Here is a 26,712-nt window from a genome sequence, read left to right on the forward strand (position 1 = left end):
TGCACAAAGGGGGCTCATTCAGCCGCAATCGGATCTTGCGTCTCGCCCTTGTGCTTGGTGCGCGCCGGCGCCTTGTGGACCAGAGTGTAGGCGTAATCGACACCCATGCCGTAGGCTCCGGAATGCTCTTGCACCAGCGCTATCACGTCATCATAGGTTTCCTTGCGCGCCCAGTCCCGCTGCCATTCCAGCAGAACCTGCTGCCAGGTGACGGGTACGACCCCGGCCTGCACCATGCGGTCCATCGCGTATCTATGCGCATCCTCCGACGTCCCGCCCGAGGCATCCGCGACCATGTAAATTTCGTAGTCGGTATCCTTCATGCAGCTGAGCGCAAACGTGATATTGCAGACCTCGGTCCAAAGCCCGGAGACGACGATCTTCCTGCGCCCCTCGGCGGCTCCTTTTGCGAGGGCATCCCGCACTTTCTGATCGTCCCACGAATTCATCGATGTCCGCTCCAGCAGCGGTGCCTGGGGCTGCACATCCAGAAGTTCCGGGTAGGTATGGCCTGAAAAGCTCTCGGTCTCGACCGTGGTGATGATCGTCGGGATGTCAAAGATCTTGCCCGCCTTGGCCAGTGCGACGGTGTTGTTTTTCAGGGTCTGGCGATCAATGGACTGAACGCCAAACGCCATCTGTGGCTGATGGTCGATAAAGATCAGTTGGCTGTTTTGCGGGGTAAGCACATCAAGTTTGGACATGGGACGTATTGCCTTTTCGGTTAGGAGCGGTTGGGGTTGAAAGCGCGCTGGAGGCTGCCGGACCGGGCGGAGGGCGTGCCGGTCTTTGCCAGTGCTATGCAGGCGGGGTCGCTCGGGTGTGACATGAGACGCCTCTTAATCGGCCAGAACCGGCAGTTTGTGTTCGATCTGATTTCGGTACGGACGGTAGCGTTCCGGCAGTTTCAGCGCGCTGCCAAGATGGGCCGTGTCTTCATCCCGGTCAAAGCCGGGTTCATTGGTGGCAATCTCAAACAGCACGCCCCCCGGCGTCCGGAAATAGATTGCCCAGAAGTAATCCCGGTCAATCACGGGTGTAACCTGATAGCCGGTGTCCAAAAGCGCTTTGCGCACCTCCAGCTGGGCGGCCCGATCTGCAACGGCGAAGGCGATATGATGGACCGAGCCTGCCCCTTGATGGGCATGATCGGCATCCGGCACTTCCTCCAGATCGACCGTGTCGGCGCCATTGCCCTTGTCGATCCGGTAGCGGATCACATTGCCTGCGGTCTCGTCCTGCTGGTAGCCCATGAAGGACAAAAGCTCCCCCGTGGGTGCCGCGTCCCGCAGACGGAACCTTGCGCCGTGAAATCCCAGGATGCCCACATCCGAAGGGACATCGGTGCCGGTCCAGGCTGTGCGTCCGGCAGCATCGGTTTCCACAAGGGCAAAGCTGTCGCCATCCGGGCCGGTGAACTCCAAGCGCCGCTCGCCCAGAAAATCTGTTTCGGTGAGGTCGCTTACCTTGAACGCAGCCAGCCGCTCTTTCCAGAATGTCAAAGCGCTGGGAGGCACTGCAAACTCCGTAATACCCACCTCCCCGGTGCCACGCGTACCTTTCGGCATCTGACCAAAGGGGAAATAGGTCAACACTGATCCAGGGGTGCCGACCTCATCGCCATAGTAGAGATGATAGACCTCGGGCACGTCGAAATTCACGGTTTTCTTGATCCGCCGCAACCCAAGGGCCTTGGTGAAAAACGCGTTGTTTCTAAGCGCATCTGTCGCCATCGACGTGACGTGGTGCAAACCTTGAATGTGTTTTTGCATCTTGTGCCTCAAGCGATCCATGTTGACTTGAAGGGTAAGATAAGGGCTGCAGAATAAAAGATAATAGTAATGATCTTGAATTTATAATTATCGCAGATGTAATAATTCCGTCATGCAAGATCTCAAGCCAATCCGCGTTTTTCTGGAAGTTGCGTCACAGCAAAGCTTCGTGAGGGCGGCCAAAGCCCTGCACATGACCCCTGCAACGGTGACGCGCATCATCGCCCGTCTCGAAGCCGACCTCGGTCGGCAACTCTTGTTGCGCACCACACGTCAGGTCTCGCTAACCTCGGCGGGGGCGCTCATCGCTGCGCGGTACCGGCCCCTGATTGCAGAATTCGACCGTGTGCTTGACGAGTTGAGCACTGACGCAAAGCCGCACCAAGGACGCTTGTCCGTCAATGCACCAATGTCCTTTGGTCAAAGGCTGATGCCAAAACTGGTGGAAAGCTTTCGGCTGGCCTATCCAAACATCGAACTGGTGATCCGGCTGACAGACCAGTTGGTGGATATCATCCAGGAGGATTGCGACCTTGCGATCCGCATCTCCGGGCCGCCACGGGACAAGTCCACAATCTGGCGGAAGGTCTGTAAAATCCCGCGCTACATGGTTGCCTCAAAAGGGTTTTTTAATCTTCACCCGCGCCCTGATACGCCGGACCAGCTCAACAGGAAAACCTGTCTCTCCTATGCGCAGAGCAAGGAGCCCGAGATATGGAGCCTGAAGCGCGGGTCCATCAAGCGTTCGGTGACATCTGGCAGCCATCTTGTCGGCAACAATGGCGATTTTCTCCATGCTATGGTGCGGGCTGACGCGGGCATCGCTGTCTTGCCTGAGTTTATTGTGGCAAATGGCTTGCAGGATGGCTCTTTGGAACATGTTCTGCCAGAATGGCGCGTTCTCCCGCTCTGGCTGTCGCTTTATTATCCGCCCTACGAGGCTTTGCCGCCCCTTGTCGCTACATTCACGGATTTCTTTGAAGCGTTTCTCGCCGATATCGACGGGTTCCATTTTGATACCAATTGACGAGGCATCCCGGAAAAGCGCGATAGGTTTCAAGGCACAGCAGCATGCGCAGTTCTATTCCGCGTCGAGGACACGCCAGACACACTTGCCGGGCCCGAGGGGAACTTGGGGCGTCGGTTCAACGGTTTTTTAAGCCGGCATTGCAGTTGATGCAGCAATGGATGCCTGATCCCGCAGTGCTGAAATTGTGTCAATGCGCTACCGGCGTCTGGCATGGCTCTCTTCAGGCGGAGGCGACGCCGTGGCGTGTGGCAGATTTGGAAGAGGCGCTTTTTAAGGCTGTGACGGATCCTATTGACCCTCAACCCGCGTCTTTGCAGGTTTCAGCAGTTTTCAACCGACCTGTCGTTGAGGCCGAAAGCAGATATACTGGCGGTGCCCAGAGGTATACTCACGCCGGACATCGACCCTCGACGAACTCCATCCTCTTGGTAATCCGCAACGTACAAGCCTGCCGCGCCGCGTCGGTATGGACTACATTGCGCAACTGTTCTCTCATCTTCGCTTTCGCCGTGTCACCGTCAGCTGTCTTGGCTTTTATGAAATTGTCAGCCTGTCATCATGCTTGGCGCGCCGGGGTCGTAATTTGACTTCGGTCAGGTGCGGGCCGTGCCTGGACTTACAGAAGTCTGATTTGTCGCGGATCATTTCAGCACGACAGCCCGAGGGAAAGACCCCCACCATTCATCTCTTTTTCATCTTCAGTGTAGACCGTTTTCATCACAGTTTTATGACAAGGGCATGCTCCATTCTCTAGTTTTAAGGGAATGGCAGCCGCCCAATGCGGACGCCCCCAAACGAAAAGCATCAAGATCATGAAACACCACAACTCCTTTAAACATCGGAACCAGCGACCGCAAAACCATGCTCCACGCGTTGTGTTGTATTCACATGATACCTTGGGTTTTGGTCATTTGCGCCGAAACCTGTTGCTTGCCCGGGCGTTGAGGTCGTTGCCCTGCGCCCCCGACGTGCTGTTGATCGCTGGCATGCACGAGGCGGGTGCATTTGACATCCCGGAAGGTGTCGACCTGATCACTCTGCCAGCTTACGCCAAGCAATGCGATGGCAGCTACCAGTCACGTCGGCTGTCAATTGGTTTGCGGCAACTGACCGACATGCGCGCGCGAATGGTGCTTGCGGCGGTCAAGGGTTTCCGCCCCGATCTCATGATTGTTGATAATGTCCCGCGCGGCGCTCAGGAAGAACTTGATCGGACCTTGTCGTGGCTTGCCCGCAAGACGAATGCGCGCGTTGTGCTTGGGTTGCGTGACGTTATAGACACCTGCGACAAAGTCCGCCGCCAATGGCTAAAGAAACGCAATTTCGAAGCGATTTCGTCCTTCTTCTCGGACATCTGGATTTACGGCGACCCGCGATTTTACAATCTGGTCGATGAGTACCAGCTCGGCGATGTGGTCGGGGCCAAGGCGCGCTTTACCGGGTATCTCAAGCGCGATGTTGCAGCAGTTGCCGAGCAGGCGGCCAAATCGCAACAACACGTCATTGGCGATGATGCGCGCCCCTATGTGCTGTGCATGGTCGGCGGCGGACGAGATGGCCTGCCTGTCTGCCGTGCCTTCGCGACAGCGAAATTGCCCGCGGGCCATCGCGGTATTCTGATCACCGGAACACAGTTGGACGCGGAAGGGCGCGCCGAGATCGAGCAATTGGCCCGGATGAATCCGGACCTGACCGTTGTTGATTTCTTACCGGAACCGGTTGGCCTGATGCAAAATGCGGCGCGGATTGTCGCGATGGGGGGCTACAACTCCATCTGCGAAGTGCTGTCGCTGGGCCGTCCCGCCTTGATTGTGCCGCGTGTCGCCCCCCGGCGGGAACAGATCCTGAGAGCCGAGCGGCTGGCTGCCGGTGGCCTGATCGACATGATCGCGCCTGATGCGCTAACCCCAGCGGCCCTATCTGATTGGATGGCCCAGGGCACCCTCTCCGAGATTGCAGGTTGCGCTCTCGATCTGGGTGGCCTCGACCGATTCAAGGACTTGGCCGCGGAGATTCTCGATCCCGTCTATTCAGCAAGTAATTCCCTCGCAGCATAAAAAAAGAAGAAAGCACATGAAACATCACCACGCATTTAAAGGAAAAGTCGCCTATGTCTGTAAGAGATATCCGCGATTTTCTGAAACCTTCGTCGTTAACGAAATTCTGGCGCATGAGGCCGCAGGTCTCGAACTAGAGGTATTTGCGCTGCGCACGGTAGAGGAAACGCACTTTCAGGACCAGATTTCAAAAGTCCGCGCACCTGTTACTCATATTCCAACCAAGCTCAAGCAGCCTCAGGATTTCTGGAAACTGATCCGACAGGCCGAGGCTAATTTCCCCCAAAGTGCCCGGGCTCTCATTGCGATGGAGCATGCAGATGCGAATGATGTCGCACAAGGGATCATTCTGGCGCTTGCCTGCAAGGAGCGGGGGATCATACATCTGCATGCCCACTTTGGCACCGCAGCAGCCACGGTTGCGCGGATCGCAGGTGCAGTCGCCGGGATAGCCTACAGCTTTACCGCGCATGCAAAAGACATCTATCACGACTATGCGTCTCCCATCCGGATGGACCTGAAGCTCCGGGATGCCTCTACCGTTGTGACCGTCTCCGATTACAACCTCGATCACCTGTGTGCGACTTATGGGGCCGCGAATGTTCGACGCGTCTATAACGGTATTGATCTGAGACGCTTTGCCTACGCTCCGCCAAAACAGCACGCGACGGGGATACTGGCCGTCGGACGTTTGGTGGAAAAGAAGGGGTTCCACATTCTGCTCGAGGCAATCTCCCTGATGCGCCAGCAGGGTGAGGCGCCGCATTGCACGATCATTGGCGCAGGCGACGAAGAGGCAAACCTGCGCGCTCAGATCGAGGCCAGCAATCTGGGTGACGCTGTCACGCTGACCGGCCCAATGCCTCAGCCGGAGGTGATTACCGCGATGCAGAATGCCGCAGTGATTGCCTGCCCCTGCATCGTGGGTCGCGACGGGAATCGTGACGGGTTGCCCACTGTTCTGCTCGAAGCGATGGCGCTTGGCACCCCTTGTGTCGCAACTACGGTAACCGGCATTCCGGAACTTGTGCAGCATGAGGAAACGGGCCTTTGCGTGGGCGAAGGAGACCCGGTCGCTTTGGCCGCGGCGCTTTCGCGCTTGATCAATGATCAGACACTCAGAGCAAAAGTTTCAAAAAAGGCCCGCGCATTGATCGAGATGGAATTTGACGTTGTACGAAGTGCGGCGGCGCTGCGGAACATCTTTGACAAGGCGGCTTCCAAGCAGGCTCAGATCAAGGGGGTGGCATGATGCGGATTGCCTATGTTTCAACCGACCCAGGCATTCCGGTCTTCGGGTGCAAAGGAGCATCAATCCATGTGCAGGAAATGGTGCGCGCGTTTCTGGCCAAGGGAGCCGATGTCACCCTGATCTCGCCTCGTATGGGCGACGTACCACCAGCTGATCTGAGGCAGGTTGTAAGGTGCCCCCTGCAGACCCCCGGCGGGGACCCGGACGAACGTGCCGCACAACAAATCGCGCTGAACAGCCACGTGTCACAGGTTCTGGACGATCTGGGGCCATTCGATCTGATCTACGAACGTCATGCTTTGTTCGCAAACGCGGCAATGGAGTACGCCCGCAGGCAGCGCATTCCCTCTGTTCTCGAAGTGAACGCCCCCTTGATCGATGAACAAACACGGCATCGGTCTCTTGGGCGCATCGATGATGCGATCCTTCTTGCCTGTCGCGCTTTCGTCTGCGCAGAAAACATCCTCGCGGTGAGCCCAGAGGTCGCCGCATATGCGGAAGATCTCGGGGCCCAGGCCGAGCGCATTCAGGTTGAGCCGAATGCGGTAAACCCGTCACGTTTCCCCAATGCGGCCAGGTTTGACGGTCCATTCCGCGCAGGTTTTCTTGGTACGCTCAAGCCTTGGCATGATGTTGCCTTGATCCTTGAGGCGTTCGCTCTCCTCCGGCAAACTGTGCCAGACGCAGAACTTCTGATCGTTGGCGATGGTCCTGAACGGCCCAAACTGACGCAGCAGGTAGAGGCTGCCGGTTTAACCGATGCGGTGCATTTCACAGGTGCCGTTCCGGCGGCCGAAGTCCCCGACTGGCTGGCCCGGATGCATGTCGGGCTTGCTGCCTACCGGGGCGACGATCCCTTTTATTTCTCACCCCTGAAGCTCTATGAATACATGGCGGCGGGGCTCCCTTCTGTGGTAAGCCGGGTCGGCAACCTGGCCGACATGATTGATGAGGGGCAAACGGGTGTCAGCGTGCCGCCGGATTGCCCCAAAGCCCTGTCCGAGGCATTGGGACAACTCGCCGGCAACCCCGACTTGGCCCAGACGATGGGTCGTCAGGCGCGCAGCCGTGTTTTTGCGACGCAGACCTGGGATCATGTGGCTGAACGTGTCCTGTTGCGGGCGGGTCTGGTCACGAAGCCAATCAAAGGTGCTGCGTGATGGCAAAACGAGGCCATCGCCAAACGTCGCTGCGCGATACCTTGCCGGGTTTGCGTCGGGTACTGATGCGCATGCTACCATATCTGCGGCAGCATCGGATGCTTGTGGCAGGCGGCAGCACCGCATTGGTGGCGTCGGTGTTGGCGAAACTGCTGGAGCCATGGCCCCTTAAATTCGTCATCGACCATGTGGTGCAGGTGGGGGATGGGGTGGCAGGCTCCGGCAGCCCGGTTTTGGGCGGTCTGCCCCTGCAAACGCTGCTCATGGTCTGCGCGGTCGCTCTTGTGGGGATCATAGCAATCCGGGCGGTGTGCGAATATGCTGCTGCGATTGCTTTTGCCTTGGCTGGCAACCGGGTCCTGACCCAGGTGCGTGCAGATCTGTTCCGCCATCTGCTTTCCCTGCCGATGTCGTTTCATTCCAAAAGCACAATCGGCGATTTGACCATGCGCCTGACAAGTGATGTCACCATCCTGAAAGAGACAGCTGTAACCGCCGCCTTGCCGCTGGCGATCAATACCTTGATCCTTTTCGGCATGGTGGCGGTCATGTTGGTGATCAATTGGGAACTGACCTTGATCGCGTTGCTGCCATTACCTCTGCTTTGGTTCAGTTCACAGCGCACCAGCAAGAAAATTCAGGCCGTCAGCCGCAATCAGCGCCGCAACGAAGGCGAGATGGCCGCGACCGCAGCGGAAATGATGGCAGCGATGCGCACGGTGCAGGCGCTTGGCATCGAAGATGAGGTCGCAGGAAGCTTTGAAGGCGACAACAAGAAAAGCATGAAGGAAGGTGTTAAGGCCAAGCGCCTGTCAGCAGGGTTGGAGCGTTTTGTTGATTTCTTGACCGCCCTTTCCATCGCGCTGATCCTGTATTTCGGCACGCTTTTCGTCCTCGACGGCAGAATGACGCCCGGCGATCTGCTGGTTTTCATAACCTACCTCAAGAACATGTTCCGCCCTGTTCGAAACTACGCAAAATACGTGGCGCGTCTGTCCAAGGCGACTGCGGGTGGCGAGCGGGTGATCGAGTTGCTCGACACCTCAGTGACAATTGCCAGCAATCCAGACGCCACACCATCCGAGATCACAGAAGGGCGGATTGCGCTAAAGGATCTGTCATTCGGGTATGGTCCGGAGGCTGCTCCAATCCTTGATCACGTCTCGGCAATGATCGAACCGGGACAAAGCGTCGTGCTCACAGGGTCATCGGGGACAGGAAAGTCCACATTCGTCAGCCTGCTGATGCGCCTTTACGATCCTACCGGCGGGTGCATCGAGATTGATGGAAAGGACCTTCGGGATGTCGATCTTGCCAGCCTGCGCCGCCAGATCAGCTTCGTGCCACAGGAAACACTGCTGTTTCGCGCCAGCGTGCGGGAGAACCTCGCGCTTGGGGCCGGGGAACCGTTGGACGATGCCACCATCGAAGCAGCCGCCAAGCTGGCCAACGCGCATGACTTCATTATGGCGCTGCCCCAAGGCTACGATACCGAGTTGACAGAACGGGGCGGCACACTTTCCGCCGGCCAGCGGCAACGCATTGCGCTGGTGCGTGCCTGTCTGCGGCCAAGCCCGATCCTGATCCTTGATGAGCCGACAGTGGGGCTGGACAACACCAACGAGGCGGCGGTGTCGGAGGCAATCTGGCGGCTGGCCAGGGATCGCACAACCCTGTTGATAACCCACGACCTGCGGCTCGCGACCAAAGCGGATCGCGTGCTGTGTCTGCAGGACGGCAGGATTGCGGATGATGGCAAACACAGTGATCTTGTAAAGCGGGGTGGCCCATATGCGCGCCTTTGGGAACAGCAACGCGGATCCGACCATGTTCTTGCAGCCGAGTAGCCTGGCATTTGCAAAGCGCGACCCGTGCCTGCCCGGCCTGCGGTTCTTGTTGGACGAGGCAGCCCTTGCGCGGCACCTGCTCGCCACGAAGGTCACGCGTATTGATCTGCGCTATAAACCCGGGGTCAGCTGTGCTGCGGGGCTGCGCGTGGTCGGGGGAGCGGGTGATGTCGAATGGCTTTGCGCAAAGGCCTTCACGGCAAAGCGTTTTGAACAGATAAAGCAACGGACCCATTGGCACACGGGCCGCTGGCGCGTGAAATTGAGTGAAAACCATCTCGTCGCGTTCATTCCGCCGCAGCTCGACCGGAAACTGAAGGTGCTTTCAAAGCTGCTTGATCCTGAGACCGGTGAGGAAAAGCTTGTAAAAATCACGGGAAGATCCTTTGCGGCCCCGGACCTGCGCATCATGCGGTACAAGCCAAACCGTCGCCTTGTGGCTCAGGTGACAGACCATGCCAGCGGGCGCAAAGCGCTTTTGAAAGTACAGCAGCCCGCGGTATTTGAAGCGGTGGAACAAGGTGCCCGGGTTGCCATGAGGCTCAACGGGCCGAAGGTGCTGGCGGCGGACGGGAAGCTTGGCACGATCGCCAGTGAATGGCTTCCGGGTGTCTCGCTCTGCCCGATCGAGGGAGATGCGGACCCCTCGCTTTTCCGGTTGGCTGGCGGATGTATCGCACAGCATCATCAATCGTCGTTCGACCTGCGGGATTTACCACGCGCCGCCGAAATCCAATCGCTGCATAAGGTGGCCTCGGACCTTTCCAAAATCCTACCCGATCAATCCGAACGGCTGGCGCAGATAGAAATGCGGGCAAAAGCCGCGCTTTTGATGCAAGCGCCCCAGCACGGGCTGACGCATGGCGATCTCAGCGCGGATCAGATCATCGCCAATCAAGGTCAGGTTTCTGTTATTGATTGGGACAGGGCTGCAACGGGCGACCAAGGAAGTGACATCGGCAGCTTTCTGGCACGACTGGATATGCAGTTACTGGTCGGTCTGGTCCCCGCTCGGGCTGCTGCGGACCTCAAGGCCGCCTTTCTGGAAGGATATCGGGATCATCATGCGTTGCCGGTCAGTTATCAAGCGCAGCACATCTGTCATCTTGTACTTTTGCTGACCGAACCATTCCGGAGACAAACCGCGGAGTGGCGCGGGTTAACCCTCACCTTGATGGGCCATATCGAAGAGCTGCTGGAGTTGGTTCCCGCCCTGCCCGCGGATCCCGCGCTGCCGCATCTGGCCGAGGCACTTTCCGTTGACGTCATGGGACCTTTGGTCAAGGACCAAATCCGACTGAGCCTGACGTCCCCACCAAAGCTCTACCGTCACAAACCGGGAAAAAGAGCCATGATCCGATATGATTGCCAGGCCGTTGATGGTGAACACCACGTGCTTTTGAGCAAGATGCACAGCAAAGGTCGCGATATCCGCACGCCCACCTTGCAGACCGCGCTGCGCGCTGCAGGACTGGACGGAAGAAGCCCGGCCAAGACTGGCGTACCTCGAGTTGTCGATGTGAGAAACACTGCCGACATGTGGTTCATGGAACATGTCCCCGGCACATGTCTGAGGGATTTGCAGGACGAGGGTCAGCCAGAGCCCTTTTTTCGGGCTGGCGCCGCCCTGGGCCATTTTCACAAGAACGGCGTTGTGCCTGACAGGGTATGGTCACGTGATCAGGAACTGGAGGTGCTCGCAGGCGCGCTCGCCAAAGCGGCAAAGGTGCACCCTGCACATCAGCCAAGGCTGAAAGAGATGTTGCGACAGGCAGAGGATGCGATGGGTGCGCTGCCAAGCCAACAGCCAACCTGCATTCACCGGGATTTTTATCCCGACCAAGTGATTATCGACGATGACCAGATCTGGTTGATTGATCTGGACCTGGCTGCGCTGGGCGATCCCGCGATTGATGTGGGAAACTTTTTGGCGCACCTGGCCGAATATGCGATACGCAGAACGGGTAGGTCGGATGCTGCCCGACCGCTGGAGACGGCATTTCTAAACGGCTACCAAAGCGCCGGGTTCGACCTGCCGCGCCGCAGCGTTCAAACGCTGAAATCCATATCGCTGATGCGTCATATCTATATCTCCCAGCTTTTCGAAGACCGTCAACGCACCACCGAGGTACTGCTCAAAGAACCGTGGCTCGACAGTTGGAAGATTTGACAAGGTCATGATTTTTTGATGCACATCGAGCGTCAAACCACGGGCACCTTCAGCCTGTCATGTCGCCACAGCGGTTCAACTCGCGTGCCATTTATTGACCAACCCGCCTCGCGCAGCAGCGCTGTGATCTGAGGGTGCCCGTATCGACCCTGCCGGCAAGTCAGCTCTATTATGTCAGCGACAAAGGTCGCCTCTCCGTTGGCTCCTGTCTGATGCTGCGCATGCTTCTGACTGGCTGCCTGCAGGGCATCCGATTTGCGCGGCGTCTGAACGCTGTTTCTAGCGCGCTTTGGTTTTACGACGTATTGCCTCGCGACAATTCTACGTAAAAAATCTTGCGCATCTTTCTGGCTGACCTAGTGTCAATGGCCTCAAGCAATGCTCTTGCCGCAACCTGCCCTAAGTCCAGACGTTCAATATGCACGGTAGTCAGGCGTGTCCGCACGGTATGCGCCAGTGAGGTTCCGTTAAATCCAGCAACTGCCACCTGTTCAGGCACTGAGTATGAGGCCTCGTACAGCCAAGAGAGCCCCCCGGTCGCCATTGCGTCGTTCAAGAAGTATATTGCATCCGTGTCAGCGTGTCTTTGCATCAGTTCGGCAACGAGCGTCCGGCCTGTCTGCGGCTGCCGGGGAAGCTCTTGATCGATCAGCTCAACGAGATTAAGCCCAGCCTCTGTAATCGTCTGTTTGAACGTTTCAAATCGGCGGGCGGCGCAGATATCCTTTTTTAGCTCCGCGCCGATGTACGCGGGTCGCTCAATACCCTGGTCTATGAAATGCTGCGCGATCAAGCGACCCGCCTTGGCATGGTTGGGTGCTATGCAGCCGTCATAGTGTTCATCTTCCTCGTCCCAAATCTGAATGATCGGGCATTCCCAGCTCTTCAGCATCTGGTCGGCTTTGGCGGTCCGGTGAATTCCACCGGTAAGGATAATCCCCGCAGGCTGCAAAGAAAGAACCGTTTGAATGATCTTCTCCTCGGTCTCCGGGTTCAAATGCGATTCCCCAATGAATGTCACATATCCTTCGGGGCGGAGCACATCGTTGATGCCAGCAACCACTTCGCCAAAAACGGCGTCGTTGATCGACGGCAACACAACAGCAACGATGTTGCTGGACCTTGAGCTCAAAGACCCGGCGAACAGGTTGGGGACATATCCCAGATCGCTTGCCACCCGTTTGACACGTTTTCGCGTCTCTTCAGAGATGCTGCCGGTGCCACGCAACACCTTCGACGCCGTCATCTGACTGACACCTGCGCGTGCTGCGACATCGGCCAGCGTTATTCTCTTTTTGGGCACCACCGGTTCGGTCATGCGCGCACCGTAGTCTCAAATCAGAGGCCCTACAACATATCGAGCGGCTGATTGCAGCGCAGTTGACTTGACGTAAGGTTATCGATAATCCTTTTCTTGGGGAGGATTACAATTAGGCCGGAATTCAGGTGTGCGTTCAATCAGCACATTGGCTTTGAGCATCGCACTGGCGCTGATCGTGGGAACAGCGATCATGGGAATGTATTCCGGGAAACCGGTTCTGACGAAAGGGCATAAGCGGCCTTGCGAAATTGTCGGAAGAGGGACTGGTTGGAACGATCCCGACCCAAAAACGCAGCCATGGAAATGCACTGGGAGGAAAGACAAATGAGACTTCTTGAAAGCGCGAGCGTGCCGATAAAATCGGTGTTGGTCGGCGCGGTTTTGGCGTTGTGTATGTCAACATCGACCTTCGCCGGAGACCGCGTTATTTTCGCCACGACCGTACCGCAAAACGAATCCAACCTTTTCTGGGGCGGCACGGGGGAGAGACTGCCCTCGTTCCAGGCACTGGTCGGGCATGATCCGATCACTGGCAAATACGACAATTCGGAGCTTGCCGAAGAATGGTCAGCGGATGAGACATTCACCGAATGGACTTTCAAGCTGAAGCAGGACGCTGAGTTTCACTATGGCTGGGGCCCAGTCACGGCAGCGGATGTGTTGCACAGCTATGAGCTGACCACAGGCCCTGACAGCACGATCAACTCGCTGGAGCTGCTGCGTGCGCAATCGGTTGAGGTTATCGACGATCATACGATTGTCTTTAAATTCGATACGCCTCGTACAGATTATGCGTTTCAACACGCGGGGCGCGGGTCACTGGTCATCTACAGCAAAGCGCAGTACGAAGCCGAAGGGCTAGAGGGGTACAACACACGTCCCGCAGGCACCGCCCCCTATCAATATGTCGAGCGCAAGCCCGGCGTTGGGGTGACCTTCGAACGGGTTCCCGATCACTGGCAGGGCGAGCAACCTGACTTTGAAGTTTTGGAGATCCGCTATGTGCAGGAGCAGGCAACAATTCTGGCCCTCTTATTGTCGGGAGAGGCGAGCATCGCCAGCATTCCGCGTGAGCTTCAAGGGCAGGCTCTGGACGCGGGCAAGAAAATCATTTCGTCGAAAAACCCGGCGATGGCCACCGGTGCGATCTTCAACGGGATGTATGGAAAGTCGGGTGATCCTGCGTTCAACCCCGATCTGCCGTGGTCCAATGTGCTGGTGCGTGAAGCGATGAACCGGGCGCTCAATCGTCAGGAGATGATTGATGTGCTTTATGATGGCCGCGCGGAGCCGGCTGTCAGTTGGCTTATGGATTCCCGCAACGAAGGCTTCGTGCCCGAACTCTTTGACCGTTTCGAAGAGATGTATGGCTACGATCCCGAGAGGGCCAAGGCACTGCTGGAAGACGCTGGCTACCCGGATGCCTTCCCGGATCCGGTCATCCCCATCGTTTCCTCCACACTGAATGGCAATCCGGAATTTCCGGTGATGTCCGAGCTGCTTCAGGTCTATTTTGATGCGGTCGGCCTGCAAACCAAGATCGTCGAGATGGATTGGCCAACGCTGGGGTCCATGGGCCGCGCGCGGGAAAGCTATATGATCAGCCCTGTGCGCAACGCGCCTTTGCGGCCCACCGAGGCGGCTCTGGTCAACTTTCATACCGAGCGCGGCACGCCCTATGGCGGCTTTGAGGATGACAAGATCGAAGGTTTGGCCAACACGCTGGAAGCAACAATTGACCCTGAAAAGCGTCATGCCATCGCGGCCGAAGGCTTCACCTACCTGTTTGAGCAATATGCCGATATGCCGCTTGCGACGGTGCATGCGGAGGTTGCGGTCGATCCGGCGGTTGTCGCCGATTGGACCTTCCCCGGTGTGACGACCAACAGTGTCAGCCATTGGCATCTGATCAAAAGCGCACAGAAGTAACGCGCTTTAAGGGTCACGATCCTGGGGTGTGGCAGATGACCCGCCATACCCCGGGGGCGCTCCGACTTTTCATCCAATTGCTTAGAAGCAGGGAAAGCTATGATGTGGCGCGCTCACCTTTGGCGTAACCTGAGACAGGGCAGAGCGTGACAGAGCCGCGCAGCTATACCGCCTATGTCTCCTGCCTGTCTGGCAACGAGATCAACGTGTTTTCCGGCGATGATGTGGCCGGCACATTGGAGCATGTCCAAACGATCGCGCTTCCAGGACGGGGTAAAGGTCTGGTCGGGCGGGGTCTGCCTCTTGCGCATGCGCCGAACAGACGACGGCTCTACGCTGCGGTCTACGGCGATCAGACCAGCTCGGAAAAAGATCTCGTCGACAGCTATGCCATCGATCCTGTTACGGGTCTTCTAACGCATATATCTAGCACATCCGTCATGGCGCAGCTGTCGCATATTTCGGTGGACCGGACGGGCGGATTCCTTCTTGGCGCCTCCGAACCATCGGGTCTGGTGGTCGCCTATCCGATCGGAGACCACGGTCATGTGCAGCCCCGCGCAAGCGGCACCGTCGTGCCCCTGCGCGGCGCCCATCAGATCCTGACCGACTACACCAACCGCTATGCCTACATTCCTAGTCTCAGTTCAGACGTTTTGGTCAGTCTTTTGTTTGACGAAAGAACCGGCAGTTTCACGGCGAATTCACCCCCTGAAATCGCGCTGCAGACGGGGGCAGGGTGCCGTCATCTCGCCTTTCACCCGAACCGCCGGTACATGTATTTGCTGAACCAGAAAGACGGCAGTTTGGTCTGCTACCGCTTGGACCCTTCAACCGGTGGCCTTTGCGAGTTGATGCATACATCTATTCTGCCTGAGGGTTTCAAGGGTTCCCCTTGGGGCGCGCAGATCAAGGTATCTCCCAAGGGGGATCGCCTTTTCGCCTCCGAACGCAGGAGCGACACATTGTCCGTCTGGGACATCGATCAGAACAACGGGCGTCTGTCGGATCGCCATATCGTCCCGACCCCCAAGAACCCGCGTTGCTTTGATGTGACCCCGAACGGGTGCTTCGTCGTCTTGAGCGCGCTCAAGGGCGACTGCGTCGCGCTTTTTGATGTGTCGGAGAAATCTGCGCCGCCGCAACACGTCATGGAACTACCCACAGGTGGAGAGCCCGGTTGGGTCGAAATCCTGTGACCGCCTATACCGCGCTGTCAGGCGCCACATAGTCAACAAAAAGAGAGGCTCAGAATGAAAACTGGCGACCCGCGTTTTGTCGAGATCAATGCTGAAAACGCCATCCATGTCATTCATACCTCGCCGCAGGACGGCAAGGCGACATTTGTCTTTCTGAATTCCATGGGGGCCTCCACAGCCGTTTGGGAGGATGAGATCGCGCCCCTGTTGCGGGCCAGGGGCTTTGGGACGCTGTCGTTTGATTATCGCGGTCAAGGGCAGTCAACATATGGGGCTGCTGCCACGCTCGAACCTGCGGAAATCATAGCGGACATCGGGTTTACGGTGGCGCAGGAGCAGCCGGAAAACCCCATTTTCGTGGGTCTTTCGATCGGCGGCCTTTTTGCGGTACGATCTTGGCTGAATGGTGCGGCAGCGGATGCCATGGTGTTGGTGAATACCCTGCGCAAACCCGGCGCACAGGTCGACTGGATCAATGAGCTGGAGGCGCGGCTGATCGCCATGGGGGGCATGCCGCTGGTGCTGGATGTACTGCGCCCGGTTCTGTCAAGCTGCGAGCAGTTGGAGGTGCTGCGCCCGTCGCATCTGCCCGAGGACGGCTATACCCCTTGGCCACCTGAACATCCGCGCCGCCGTCTGGCCGAAGGGGTTCACAAGGCGGATTGGGGCGTGCCGTGGACCCAGTTGAGCATCCCGACGCTGGTGTTCACTGGCCTGCATGACCGGCTTTTCCGGATCCAGAGCGATGTGGATGGCATTCTGGCCGAGATCCCGGATGTGCAAACCATCATCTACCCGGACGGGGGGCACTCGCTTCACGCGGAATATCCGCAACGGTTTGTCGATGATCTTGTTCGTTTTGCAGATGCCGTCGCGGCGAAAAGGACTCTTCAGAGGCCGGTTGGCGGGTAGCCCCCGGCGAGGCGCGCGCGCAGGATCACAAGGCCGACCACAACATCAAGGTTCGGTGTTGGAACGCCTGCCTGTCGGCCGAAATCCTGCACGATCCGAAGCATCGTGTCGATCTCCATGGGACGGCCCAGATCGACATCCTGGCTCATCGAGGGCTTTTGACGTGCCCCCGCGCCGGGCGCAAAGACCTTATCGACATCATCGCCCAGACCCGCGAATCCATGCGCCCGCGCCACGGCAGCCCCTTCCAGGAAAAGGGCCCGTGCCACAGGTTGCGCGTCGGGATCGTTCAGCACCTCATAGGCCATGCCGCCGGTCAGGACAGAGGCAGGCGCAGACGACAGATTTCGCAACAGCTTGTGCCACATTGTGCGCCGCAGGTCCTCCTCAACCTCAAACCGGGTGTTTGCGGCCTGCAAGGGTGGCAGCATCGCCCTGATCTGATCCGCCCCCGCCGGCGTTGCTGCACCGATCACAAAGCGGTTGCGCGCGGATCGGTTCTGGATCAGGCCCGGTTCCACAACCTGATTGGTCGAGTGGATCACCATGCCCACCGCCTGATCCATCGGCACCAATTTTGCCAGTGTTCCATCGGGATCAAGCCGCGTGCAGTCGGGCTGTTTGCCAGCAACTGTAAAGCCTGTCCCGTACCACCAGAACACGCCGTTCATGGCGGTGACGACCGGTGTTCCCTGCCGCAGGAGGGGTCCGCATGAGGCCAGTACACCCGCAAGCGCTGGGGCCTTGACCGTGGTTACGATAAGGTCCTGCGCGCCCAAATCGCGCGGGGTATCCGTCGCCGTCACGGCACAGGAGATCACACGTCCGTCAGCGTGCCGCACGCGCAGGCCCTGCGCTTTGATGGCGGCAAGGTGCGCACCCCGCGCCAGCACGCTGACATCATGGCCTTTTTCGTGAAAGACACCGGCCAAAAACCCACCGACCGCCCCGGCCCCCAGAACTAGAATGCGCATGGGTGTTCCTCTTTCTCCGGCAAGAAGGCCGTTTCCGACAAGTGTGTTGACATAAGCTGCCCTTCCCCTAATCTAAAAAGAGTTATCGTTAACCTAATCAAAAGGCCACGAAAAACACCGCATTTTTTGCCAGCGAACTTTGGGAGGGCAGGGTCGACTGCAGTGCGGCACGCGTGGAATGCGAACAAATACATCTGGGAGGATGCTATGCTTACTCTTAAGCTGAGAAAACTGGCTGTGATTGGTTCTTTTCTGATTGCAGCGGGGGGAACTGTACCGGCGAAAGCACAGACCATTAACATGGTCATGGGCCCGCCGGCCGTGGAAACCAACCGCTATTGGAATACGCCGGGTGACTTTGCCCTTGGCCCATCCATGCAGGGTTTGGTGGGCCATGATCCGGTGAGCGGCGCCTATGACAACAGTGGTCTGGCAGAAAGCTGGAGCCACAATGGCGACTTCACCGAATGGACCTTCAAGCTGAAACCCGAGGCCGAGTTCCACTTTGGCTGGGGACCCGTGACCGCTGCCGATGTGGTGCATAGCCTTGCGCTGCACACCGGTCCGGATACGACCTTGAACGGCATCAGCCAGCTTGAAGGCGCGGTGGCCGAGGCGATTGACGACCATACCGTGAAATTCACGCTGCCTGCGCCGCAGGTCGACTTTCTGTTCGTGCACGGGGGGCGTGGATCGCTGGTGATCTATTCCAAGGCCCAGTTCGACAAGGAAGGTCTTGAGGGGTATGATGAGAAACCTGCAGGCACCGCAAATCTGCAGTATGTGGAGCGGAAAATCGGCCAGGGTCTGACCTTCGAGATGGTCGAAAATCACTGGTCAGGGCAGGATGCGCAGTTTGACCGGCTGGAACTCAGTTTTGTGGCAGAACCCGCGACAACGCTCGCTCAGCTGCTGTCCAAGGAAGCCGATATCGTCATCTTGCCGCGTGAACTTCAAGGTGATGCGCTTGGTGCAGGTTTCAAAGCCATTCCATCGACCAATGCGTCCAACCAGACCACGATGCTTTTCAACGGCACCTTCCTTCTGCCCGGATACGAAGGTCTTGATGAAACGCTGCCTTGGCTGGATATTCGCATCCGCGAAGCCATCAACCGCTCTATCGACCGGCAGGCCGTGATCGATGTGCTTTATGATGGGCGGGCCGAGATCCTGCCTGTGTTCGGAATGGACCCCCGTCACGAAGGCTATATGCCCGCCTTGGCCGAGCGGTTCGAAGCCGATTACGGCTATGATCTGGAAAAGGCACAGGCGCTGATGGCCGAAGCAGGCTATCCTGAGAATTTCTCGAACCCGGTTATACCGATCCTGTCCTCCACGCTGGCGGGCAACCCTGAATTCCCGGCCATGGCGGAATTGATGCAGGTGTTCCTCGATGAGGCAGGGTTTCAGACCGAGATCGTCGAGATGGATTGGGCGAGCCTCGGCGGATTGCGCAGCGCGCGGGAAGCCAAGATGTTCCACCCGATGCGTAACCTGCCGGTGAAACCCAGTGCGGTGGGTATCCGCAATTACTACTCGGCGACCGGTGGCCCTCGGAACAACTACGAAGACGAGGTCATCGAAGGGCTGATGGAAAAATACATGGTCTCCATCGATGTGGATGAGCGCAACGAACTGGCCGGTGCGATTTTCACCCGTGTATTCGAACAATATGCGGTGGCGCCTTTGGCCAGCATCTCCGCCGAGGTCATCGTGAACCCCGAGACGGTCAGCGCCTGGACGTTCCCCGGCACGACATCCGTGGGCGTCAGCCATTTCGGATCCATCGTTCCGGCGAATTGACCCACCTGTGAGCCATTGTCCGGGCCCGTCATTCGGCCCGGACATTCGACAACGAACCAGTGCTGGGACCAACTGAATGCCTCGTTTCATTTTCATAAGGCTGTCGCACATGCTGATCGCTCTCTTTGTGATCACCGTGATTGTCTTCAGCCTCAGCCATCTGACGGGCAGCCCGATCGACGCGCTGTTGCCGGATGACGCAACGCAACAGCAGATCGATTCACTGACCGAACATCTCGGTCTGGATCGGCCTTACTACGTGCAGTATCTCACCTTTCTGCAAAACGCGGCCGTGGGGGACTTTGGCGACTCGACCAAGTGGAAAGGCAATACCGCCGCCGGAGTTGTGCTGGAACGCCTGCCTGCAACGTTGAAACTGGGTGGCCTTGCCGTCTTGATCAGCGTGGTGGTGGCTATCCCGCTGGGTGTCCTCAGCGCGGTCTGGCGCGGCTCGATCTTTGATCGTATGGCCGGGATCATCGCGCTTTTAGGGCAGTCTTTCCCGGCCTTCTGGTTGGGCATCATTCTAATGTGGATTTTCGCCGTGATGCTGGGATGGTTTCCGACATCGGGCTATGGCGGGCTATCTTACATGATCCTGCCGGCCATCGCGATGGCCTGGTTCCAGATCGCGGCGCTGACCCGGCTGACGCGCTCCGCCATGCTGGAGGTACTCGACACCGAATATGTCAAGCTGGCAAGGATCAAGGGCGTTAATGAGCGCGCGGTGATCTGGAAGCACGCCTTTCGCAATGCGGCGATTGTGCCCGTGACCTATTTTGGGGTTCTGGCGGGGTCCTTGCTGACCGGATCGGTGGTTGTGGAAACGGTCTTTGCCTGGCCGGGGACAGGCCTGCTGGCTATTGATGCGATCCGCGGGCGGGATTTTCCGGTTGTGCAGTCGGTCGTCATGTTTTTCGCGGTGTTCTACCTGCTGGCCAACTTCCTTGTTGATGTCCTTTACGCGGTGGTCGACCCCCGCATCCGCTTCAGTTGAAGGGGTCTGCATCGATGGCACATACACCGAAATTCCTGAGCCGACTGCCCCTTCTGCCCATCGCGGTCCTGATGACTGTTCTGGTCATTCCGGCGCTCTTTGCGGATCTCATCGCGCCGCATGACCCGTTCAAGGCCTATCTGCGCAACCGCCTGCAACCGCCGCTGTTCTTCGGCGGGACAACAGAATTCATCCTCGGCACTGACCGTCTGGGCCGCGACATCCTGAGCCGGATCATGCATGGCGCGCGTTATGCGCTGGTGATCTCGCTGGTGGGGATCATCCTGGGGGCTATTGTCGGCACAGTGCTGGGCCTGATCGCGGGATATGTGCGGGGTGTGGTCGACGCGCTGATCATGCGAGTTGTCGATATCACCTTTGCGCTGCCAAGCATTCTGCTGGCCCTCGCGCTGGCCTCGGTGTCGGGTCCAAGTTTTCAGCTGGTCATTCTGGTTGTTGTTTTCGTGATCTGGGGTTTCTTCGCCCGTCAGGTGCGGGCCGAAACGCTGATCCTGAGGGAGCGTGATTTTGTGGCGCGGGCGCGGGTGGCAGGGGCCTCCGACATTCGCATTCTGCGCAAATACATCCTGCCCAATATCATCAACACCATCGTCGTGCTGGCGACGCTCCAGATCGGGGTTGTGATCGTGCTTGAGGCAACGCTGAGCTTTCTCGGCATTGGTATTCCGCGTCCGATCCCGGCCTGGGGGCTGCTGGTGGCCGATGGCCGTCAGCTGATCGTCTCCAGCTGGTGGATTTCGTTTTTCCCGGGCATGGCCATTCTGCTCACGGTGCTGTCCGTAAATATGCTGGGCGACAGCCTGCGCGACTGGCTTGATCCCAAACTACGGCAGGTGTGATCCATGGGTGCTTCTGTTCTTCAAGTGAAAAATCTGCGCACGGTTCTGGACCTCGCGAGCGGCTCGGTACCGGTGGTCGATGACGTCAGCTTTGATGTCGGCGCAGGTGAAACACTGGGCATCGTCGGGGAATCCGGTAGTGGCAAATCAATGACCGCGCTCTCGATCATGCAGGTTCTGCCCCAACCCATCGGACGTATTGAGAGCGGCGAGATATTGCTGGAACAGACGGATCTGGTCAGCATGTCGGACGAAGAGATCGCGCAAATCCGCGGGCGCGAAATCGGCATGATCCTGCAGGATCCGCACACCTCGCTCAACCCGGTCTTCACGGTCGGAAATCAGGTGATTGAGGCGCTGCAGATCAACAACCCCGGCACGCCCCGCAAATCGTTGATGGATCGCGCCATTGATCTGCTCAAGAAGGTGAACGTGGCCGATGCGGAACGCCGCATACACGCATATCCGCACCAGATGAGCGGGGGCATGAAGCAGCGCGTGGTGGGGGCCATTGCCATTGCGGGGGCGCCCAAGGTCATCATCGCGGATGAGCCAACGACAGCGCTCGATGTCACCATCCAGTTGCAATATCTGGAGCTGCTGCGTGACATTCAGGAAGAGACCGGCACCGCGATCATCTTTATCACGCATGACCTCGGGATCGTCGCCAACCTCTGCCACAAGCTGGTGGTGATGTACGGAGGGAAAATCGTGGAATCAGGAATGGTTGCCGACGTCTTCCGAGCCCCTTCTCATCCCTATACCGAAGCCTTGCTGAAGTCGGTCCCCAGTGTCGATCAAAAGGTTGATCGGCTCTATGCCATCCAAGGCCAGCCTCCTGTGCTCTCCGTGGACCGCAAGGGCTGCAGTTTTGCGCCGCGCTGCCCCTATGCGCAGGACATCTGCACGCGCGAAGTGCCGCAACAGGAAGCAGGGCTGAGCGGCGCAAAGACACATCTGGCCAGCTGCTGGAATATGGGAAGAGACACGTGAGCCATTCGCCGATTTTGAAGGTCGCCGGGCTGACCAAGCATTTTTCGATCCCGCATGGGCTGCTCGGTCGGCAAGAACATATCGTGCGCGCCGTCGATGATGTGAGTTTCAGTCTGGAGCATGGTCAGACCCTCGCGCTTGTGGGCGAATCCGGCTGCGGCAAGACCACGCTGGTGCGGATGCTCCTGCGCCTGCTGGAGCCGACATCCGGCACAGTGCAGATCGAAGGCAAGGATATCGCAACCATGTCAAAGGCTGAGATCAAGACGTTCCGAACCAACGTTCAGGCGGTCTTTCAAGACCCCTGGGCGTCGCTGAGCCCCCGCATGCGCGTCTTTGATATCGTGGCTGAAACACTGGTTGTGAATGACAACCTGACGAAGGGGGAACTCACGCGCCGTGTGGATGAGGCCTTGATTGCCGTGGGCCTGCGCCCGGAACAGGCAAAGTATTATCCCCATGAATTCTCCGGCGGGCAGCGCCAGCGGATTGCCATTGCCAGTGCGATCATCGCCAAGCCCAAGCTGATCATTCTGGACGAACCGGTTTCAGCGCTCGACGTTTCGATCCGGTCTCAGATCATGAACCTCTTCAAGGACCTGCAGCAGGACGTCGGGTGCAGCTATGTGGTGGTGGCACACGATCTGGGCACAACACGTTTCATGGCGGACCGGATCGCCGTGATGTATCTTGGCAAGCTTGTGGAAATTGGTCCGACCGACGACATGTTTGACGCGCCTCAGCATCCTTATACCAAGGCGCTTTTGTCCGCAGCTTTACCACTCAGGGTCGACACCCCGCATGAGGCGATCATCCTGCGCGGTGATGTGCCTTCCCCCGTTAACCCGCCGACAGGCTGCCCATTTCATCCCAGATGCCAAAGCGTCATCGGCGATATCTGCAAAACGATGCCACCCAGACTAAAGGACCTTGGGTCGCGCGACCACGTGATGAGCTGTCATCTAGACCCGTGACAAGCTGGATACCCAATACGTCTCCAACCCTCCACGTGATCCGAACCACTGGACTGGGGGGCATCCAATGCAAATGTCTGCCGCAGCACCCAGCGCTGCGGATTGTGGGAGAAAAGCACAATAGAACAACGCGGATTTCGGATGCAGTGTTTCCACCCTCAGGCTGTCCCAGAAGGCATTTTCGATCTCAGCTTGGTGGCTAACCGCTATCGCGTCAGACGGAATTTGCGAGGGCGTCATCCTGTGCGTTTGAAGACACTGAACAGCCTTAAAAACCTGCAATGTAACTCTTCGGCAATTTAGGCCCATGCACCGGAAAATGTTCTATCGCTTTTGATACGAAATAACTTTTGCGTTCCAAGCGTCATTGTCGGCAACCGTTTCACGGTCTGGCTCGGGCAATTTCCCGACGTCATCGGTGAAGCTCGGCGCATAGCGGTGATTGATCTGAAGCGTCGGCGGTGCCAACTCCGGATCATCGAGCGTACCCGTCGCGATCTCGATTTGATCGTCGTCGAAGTTCTCCAAGCTCAGGGGGGTGCCGCAGGCCGCGCAAAAGCCTCGCTGGCTTACGTTTGAGCTTGCAAACAGTTGCCGCGTGCCGCGCGTCCATTCAAGGCCGTTGGCTATGACCAGCGGTGCATAGAATGCGCCGAACGCGCGCTGACACATACGACAGTGACACACCGAAGAACGTCCAAGCGAGGTAACGCGGTACCGTACGGCACCGCACTGGCATCCGCCAACTATGTCCGAGTCTTTCACCATCCATTCAAGATCGCACTAAACATCGGTTAAAGTCTATCGCGAACAGCGACGTTCTCCGGCAGCTCTGCGCGGGATGTATTCTTCGGAACGCGCTGAGGGTGGGAACGGGTGCCTTTGTGTTCCTGGTGACCTCTCCTTACAACTCAGACGGCATGATCGTTGTTTTGAGGTTCTTGAATGAAAAGAATTGGTTGATTGGTGGCTTGAGCTGGGTTCCGACGGCCGAATGCTTCATCTTACTGCGAACGTGGTCGACGCAAGCACGGCGGCGCGAGGGGCTGAAAGTCCCGCAAAGGCAGAAGACGAAGAAAGGACGGCTCTGGCTCAACGACGGGTCATGTGTCCGGCTGCGGCCAGAGCATCGCAATCACGTCTGGTCGTATGACTTCGTTCATCATCGGACTGATGATGGAAGTGTATTCAGAACGTTGAACATTCTGGATGAAAACAGCCGGGAATGCCTCGCGATCCGGGTGAAGCGAAAGCTGAATTCGGCCGATGTCATTGATGCCCTGAAAGACCTGTTCATCCTGCGAGGCGTGTCGTCTTACATCCCGTCGGACAACGTCCTATATCGGGAAGGTTTGGCTGCTTAGGTCAGCAGGTCATGGGGCATCCGGTGTACCGAATGCCCTGATATGGTTGCGCAAGCGGTCTCCGCCGTCAAGAAGCGGTCTCTCCCATAGCAAACACAGGGTACGCGCGATGGCGGCCCTCACCGTCCTTAAGACGTGATCCAAAACCCCAAGCGGAAGACCTGAACATTATCTACGAGGTCAGCGAACTGCCTCCACGGCTCTTATCAGACAAGGGTCCTTCCGCCTGGGATCACCCCCTCGAAGAAGGGGCGATAGGGTTCTCCGTGTTTGACCACGGCGTGTACGGTGCGCGCCATCTTCGCCGCGATGGCGGTGTAGGCCTTGCGACGCAAATGGGCATTGTGTCGGTCCCGCGCGATGTAGCGTTCGAACTTGTCGCGGAAGCTGTTCGTGCGTTTGACCACGGCAACCTGGCCAGCCATCCATAGGGTTCTGCGAAGCCGTGCATTGCCATACTTCGAGATGCGGCTTTGGCCTCGGAACATGCCGGACTGGACAGTGGCGAGGTCCATGCCGCAGAACTTCAGGAATTGGCGGTGATGGCGGAAACGGCGCAGATCGCCAGCTTCGGCCAGGATGGTCAAGGCGTTGATCGGGCCGATGCCAGGGACGGTTGTCAGAAGCTGGTAGTCGGGATGATCGGATAGAAGTTCGACGGCCCGCGCCTCGATCTCGTTGCGCCGGCGAACCAGGCTTCGGCCTTCGGCCAGCACAAGGCGGAACATACGAACGGCGTCGGACTCCGGGTGAACGGGCAGACCCACAGAGCCAATCGCCGTTGCGTAAATATCTGAAAGCAAGCGCTCTTTTGAGACCTTCCGGCCGACTACCTGCCACGCATCTGCGACGAAGGCCTCACGGCTCATGGCCGTGATCATATGCGGCGTCGGGTACTTCTCTGGGAATGCCAAGAACCAGTCAGTGCGCGAGCTACGGTGATAACGTTCGGCCTCGGGGAAGTAGAGCGGCAGGTAATGCGTCAGTATGCGATGCCACAGCTCGGTCTTCGAGCGTGAGACTATCTCATGCGTCTTCGACAGCTCCTAGATGTCAGCAACGCCAGTCACAAGCGGGTCGTGGAAAAACTGCACTGCGCCGATCTCCAGCATGTGCAGGATGACCTGGGCGTCCTTCGGATCATTTTTGTCCCAGCTATTGTGCAAAGCTTCGCGTGTTCGGGCCAACCCTACGGAAGAGATGAGCTTCAACTCGAACCCGGCCTGGCCAAGATGATGCGCCAAGGGCCGGTGATAGTTGCCGGTCGCCTCGAACCCGATCCGCACCGGCAGGTCGTAGCTGGCCAAAGAGAAAACAAGCCGCCGAACGTCCTCCAGTGTGTTCGTGATCGTCAATCGGCGACGGCGCTTCTTGCCCGGGATGCCAATCAGCACTTCGTGGCGGCGTTTGGAAATGTCGATGGCGACCAACAGGGTCGGCGCGATAGAATGGGTGGTGGTCATAGCCGGTCTCCTCATCAGTGTGGTTTGTGCAAAACCACTGTTGAGACCTGAGACCCGGTTATGGCCACCCGCTGCGCTAACTGAAGGCTGCGCGCGCGGCCATAACCTCAGATCAGCGCTTCTTCCCGAGGTGCTATGGCCCAGAGTTCATCGCCGCACCGCTTCAGGACTGGCTCAGACGGGTCGGTATCCAACCGATGCAGATCTATCTATCCAGGAAGTCTTTGGGAGGACGGATACAATGAAAGATTCATGCCCGGTTCTGGGATGAACTGCTCAATGGTGAAATCTTCTACAGCTTACGAGTGGCCCAAATCCTGATCGAGCAATGGCGCATACACTACAACACTGTCAGGCCGCAAAGCGCTTTGAGATGTCGCCCCGATGGACCAGAGGTCTGACCTGCTGCCCGAAAGCTGGATCGATCAGAGCTGGAATTTTCCATTTATGATCCCGCGTGCGGGAGAAGGAGAGTTCTATGAAGAAGAGTAAATTCACGGAGGCGCAGAGAGCGTTTGTGCTGAAGCAGGTTGAAGATGGCACCAGCCTCGCGGAGGTGTGTCGCAAAGCCGGAATTGCTGAGGCGACATTCTACAACTGGCGCAAGAAGTATGCGGGCTTGATGCCAAACGCCG

The 26,712-nt window shown here is 57.9% G+C and carries 20 protein-coding genes and 3 pseudogenes; 17 read left to right on the plus strand and 6 right to left on the minus strand.

The features are described 5' to 3' along the window. Positions 1–14 precede the first annotated feature (14 nt). Together H7847_RS15865 and H7847_RS15870 are read right to left on the minus strand one after the other, a co-directional pair. The gene (locus tag H7847_RS15865) at positions 15–704 is read right to left on the minus strand and encodes a hydrolase (protein ID WP_227270461.1); all 690 of its coding nucleotides are present in this window, start codon (positions 702–704) and stop codon (positions 15–17) included. A 135-nt stretch (positions 705–839) separates the two neighbouring features. Then, complete coding sequence (locus tag H7847_RS15870; RefSeq protein ID WP_227270462.1) at positions 840–1,772, minus strand: VOC family protein; 933 nt, start codon at positions 1,770–1,772, stop codon at positions 840–842. A gap of 112 nt (positions 1,773–1,884) precedes the next feature. Here H7847_RS15870 and H7847_RS15875 point away from each other — a divergent pair, with 112 nt between their 5' ends. The 6 genes from H7847_RS15875 to H7847_RS15900 all read left to right on the plus strand — a co-directional run bounded on the left by H7847_RS15875 (position 1,885) and on the right by H7847_RS15900 (position 11,288). Continuing rightward, positions 1,885–2,799: a LysR family transcriptional regulator gene (locus H7847_RS15875; RefSeq protein WP_227270463.1), complete on the plus strand. Its 915-nt coding sequence runs from the start codon at positions 1,885–1,887 to the stop codon at positions 2,797–2,799. Between the two features lie 971 nt (positions 2,800–3,770). After that, the gene (locus tag H7847_RS15880; protein WP_227270464.1) at positions 3,771–4,859 is read left to right on the plus strand and encodes a glycosyltransferase family protein; all 1,089 of its coding nucleotides are present in this window, start codon (positions 3,771–3,773) and stop codon (positions 4,857–4,859) included. A gap of 16 nt (positions 4,860–4,875) precedes the next feature. Then, positions 4,876–6,111, plus strand: a complete 1,236-nt coding sequence (locus H7847_RS15885) for a glycosyltransferase family 4 protein (RefSeq protein ID WP_227270465.1) — start codon at positions 4,876–4,878, stop codon at positions 6,109–6,111. Beyond that, positions 6,108–7,271, plus strand: a complete 1,164-nt coding sequence (locus H7847_RS15890; protein WP_227270466.1) for a glycosyltransferase family 4 protein — start codon at positions 6,108–6,110, stop codon at positions 7,269–7,271. The genes H7847_RS15885 and H7847_RS15890 overlap by 4 nt, the downstream gene beginning before the upstream one ends. Continuing rightward, entirely contained in the window at positions 7,271–9,118 is a 1,848-nt protein-coding gene (locus H7847_RS15895; protein WP_227270467.1) for an ABC transporter ATP-binding protein, read from the plus strand. The genes H7847_RS15890 and H7847_RS15895 overlap by 1 nt, the downstream gene beginning before the upstream one ends. After that, positions 9,099–11,288 carry an aminoglycoside phosphotransferase family protein gene (locus H7847_RS15900; protein WP_227270468.1) on the plus strand — a complete coding sequence of 730 codons (2,190 nt, stop codon included), beginning with the start codon at positions 9,099–9,101 and terminating at the stop codon, positions 11,286–11,288. The genes H7847_RS15895 and H7847_RS15900 overlap by 20 nt, the downstream gene beginning before the upstream one ends. Before the next feature lie 295 nt (positions 11,289–11,583). On the opposite strand, the gene H7847_RS15910 is transcribed toward H7847_RS15900, so the two are convergent. After that, positions 11,584–12,606: a LacI family DNA-binding transcriptional regulator gene (locus tag H7847_RS15910; protein ID WP_227270469.1), complete on the minus strand. Its 1,023-nt coding sequence runs from the start codon at positions 12,604–12,606 to the stop codon at positions 11,584–11,586. Positions 12,607–12,933: 327 nt separating this feature from the next. Here H7847_RS15910 and H7847_RS15915 point away from each other — a divergent pair, with 327 nt between their 5' ends. The 3 genes from H7847_RS15915 to H7847_RS15925 all read left to right on the plus strand — a co-directional run bounded on the left by H7847_RS15915 (position 12,934) and on the right by H7847_RS15925 (position 16,649). Further along, on the plus strand, positions 12,934–14,538 hold the full coding sequence (locus H7847_RS15915; protein WP_227270470.1) for an ABC transporter substrate-binding protein: 1,605 nt from the start codon (positions 12,934–12,936) through the stop codon (positions 14,536–14,538). A 146-nt stretch (positions 14,539–14,684) separates the two neighbouring features. Then, on the plus strand, positions 14,685–15,737 hold the full coding sequence (locus H7847_RS15920) for a lactonase family protein (protein WP_227270471.1): 1,053 nt from the start codon (positions 14,685–14,687) through the stop codon (positions 15,735–15,737). Between the two features lie 54 nt (positions 15,738–15,791). Continuing rightward, positions 15,792–16,649 (plus strand): alpha/beta fold hydrolase, encoded by an 858-nt coding sequence (locus H7847_RS15925; protein ID WP_227270472.1) that lies wholly within the window; start codon positions 15,792–15,794, stop codon positions 16,647–16,649. On the opposite strand, the gene H7847_RS15930 is transcribed toward H7847_RS15925, so the two are convergent. Then, on the minus strand, positions 16,628–17,623 hold the full coding sequence (locus H7847_RS15930) for a ketopantoate reductase family protein (RefSeq protein WP_227270473.1): 996 nt from the start codon (positions 17,621–17,623) through the stop codon (positions 16,628–16,630). The genes H7847_RS15925 and H7847_RS15930 overlap by 22 nt on opposite strands. Positions 17,624–17,830: 207 nt before the next feature. On the opposite strand from H7847_RS15930, the gene H7847_RS15935 reads away from it, so the two are divergent. The 5 genes from H7847_RS15935 (at position 17,831) to H7847_RS15955 (ending at position 23,250) form a co-directional block, all read left to right on the plus strand. Continuing rightward, positions 17,831–19,426, plus strand: a complete 1,596-nt coding sequence (locus tag H7847_RS15935) for an ABC transporter substrate-binding protein (protein WP_227270474.1) — start codon at positions 17,831–17,833, stop codon at positions 19,424–19,426. A gap of 76 nt (positions 19,427–19,502) precedes the next feature. Next, a complete protein-coding gene (locus H7847_RS15940) occupies positions 19,503–20,423 on the plus strand; it encodes an ABC transporter permease (protein WP_227270475.1) in 921 nt (306 codons plus the stop codon). A gap of 14 nt (positions 20,424–20,437) precedes the next feature. Then, positions 20,438–21,283 (plus strand): ABC transporter permease, encoded by an 846-nt coding sequence (locus tag H7847_RS15945; RefSeq protein ID WP_227270476.1) that lies wholly within the window; start codon positions 20,438–20,440, stop codon positions 21,281–21,283. Between the two features lie 3 nt (positions 21,284–21,286). Next, positions 21,287–22,276 (plus strand): ABC transporter ATP-binding protein, encoded by a 990-nt coding sequence (locus H7847_RS15950; RefSeq protein WP_227270477.1) that lies wholly within the window; start codon positions 21,287–21,289, stop codon positions 22,274–22,276. Next, positions 22,273–23,250, plus strand: a complete 978-nt coding sequence (locus tag H7847_RS15955) for an ABC transporter ATP-binding protein (protein WP_227270478.1) — start codon at positions 22,273–22,275, stop codon at positions 23,248–23,250. Before H7847_RS15950 ends, H7847_RS15955 begins: the two co-directional genes overlap by 4 nt. A gap of 324 nt (positions 23,251–23,574) precedes the next feature. On the opposite strand, the gene H7847_RS15960 is transcribed toward H7847_RS15955, so the two are convergent. Further along, a complete protein-coding gene (locus H7847_RS15960; protein WP_227270479.1) occupies positions 23,575–24,018 on the minus strand; it encodes a GFA family protein in 444 nt (147 codons plus the stop codon). Between the two features lie 266 nt (positions 24,019–24,284). On the opposite strand from H7847_RS15960, the pseudogene H7847_RS15965 reads away from it, so the two are divergent. Continuing rightward, positions 24,285–24,584 (plus strand): annotated as a pseudogene (locus H7847_RS15965) (DDE-type integrase/transposase/recombinase); the annotation flags it as partial. Between the two features lie 236 nt (positions 24,585–24,820). Here H7847_RS15965 and H7847_RS15970 read toward each other — a convergent pair. Further along, a pseudogene (locus H7847_RS15970) lies at positions 24,821–26,092 on the minus strand (IS110 family transposase). 122 nt (positions 26,093–26,214) lie between these two features. Between H7847_RS15970 and H7847_RS15975 the strand changes: the two are divergent. Beyond that, positions 26,215–26,478 (plus strand): annotated as a pseudogene (locus H7847_RS15975) (integrase core domain-containing protein); the annotation flags it as partial. A 77-nt stretch (positions 26,479–26,555) separates the two neighbouring features. Further along, positions 26,556–26,712: transposase (locus tag H7847_RS15980; protein ID WP_227270484.1), on the plus strand; the 157-nt coding region annotated here is incomplete at its 3' end.

It is taken from the genome of Roseobacter weihaiensis (genome assembly GCF_020622345.1).
GTDB lineage: Bacteria > Pseudomonadota > Alphaproteobacteria > Rhodobacterales > Rhodobacteraceae > Roseobacter > Roseobacter weihaiensis.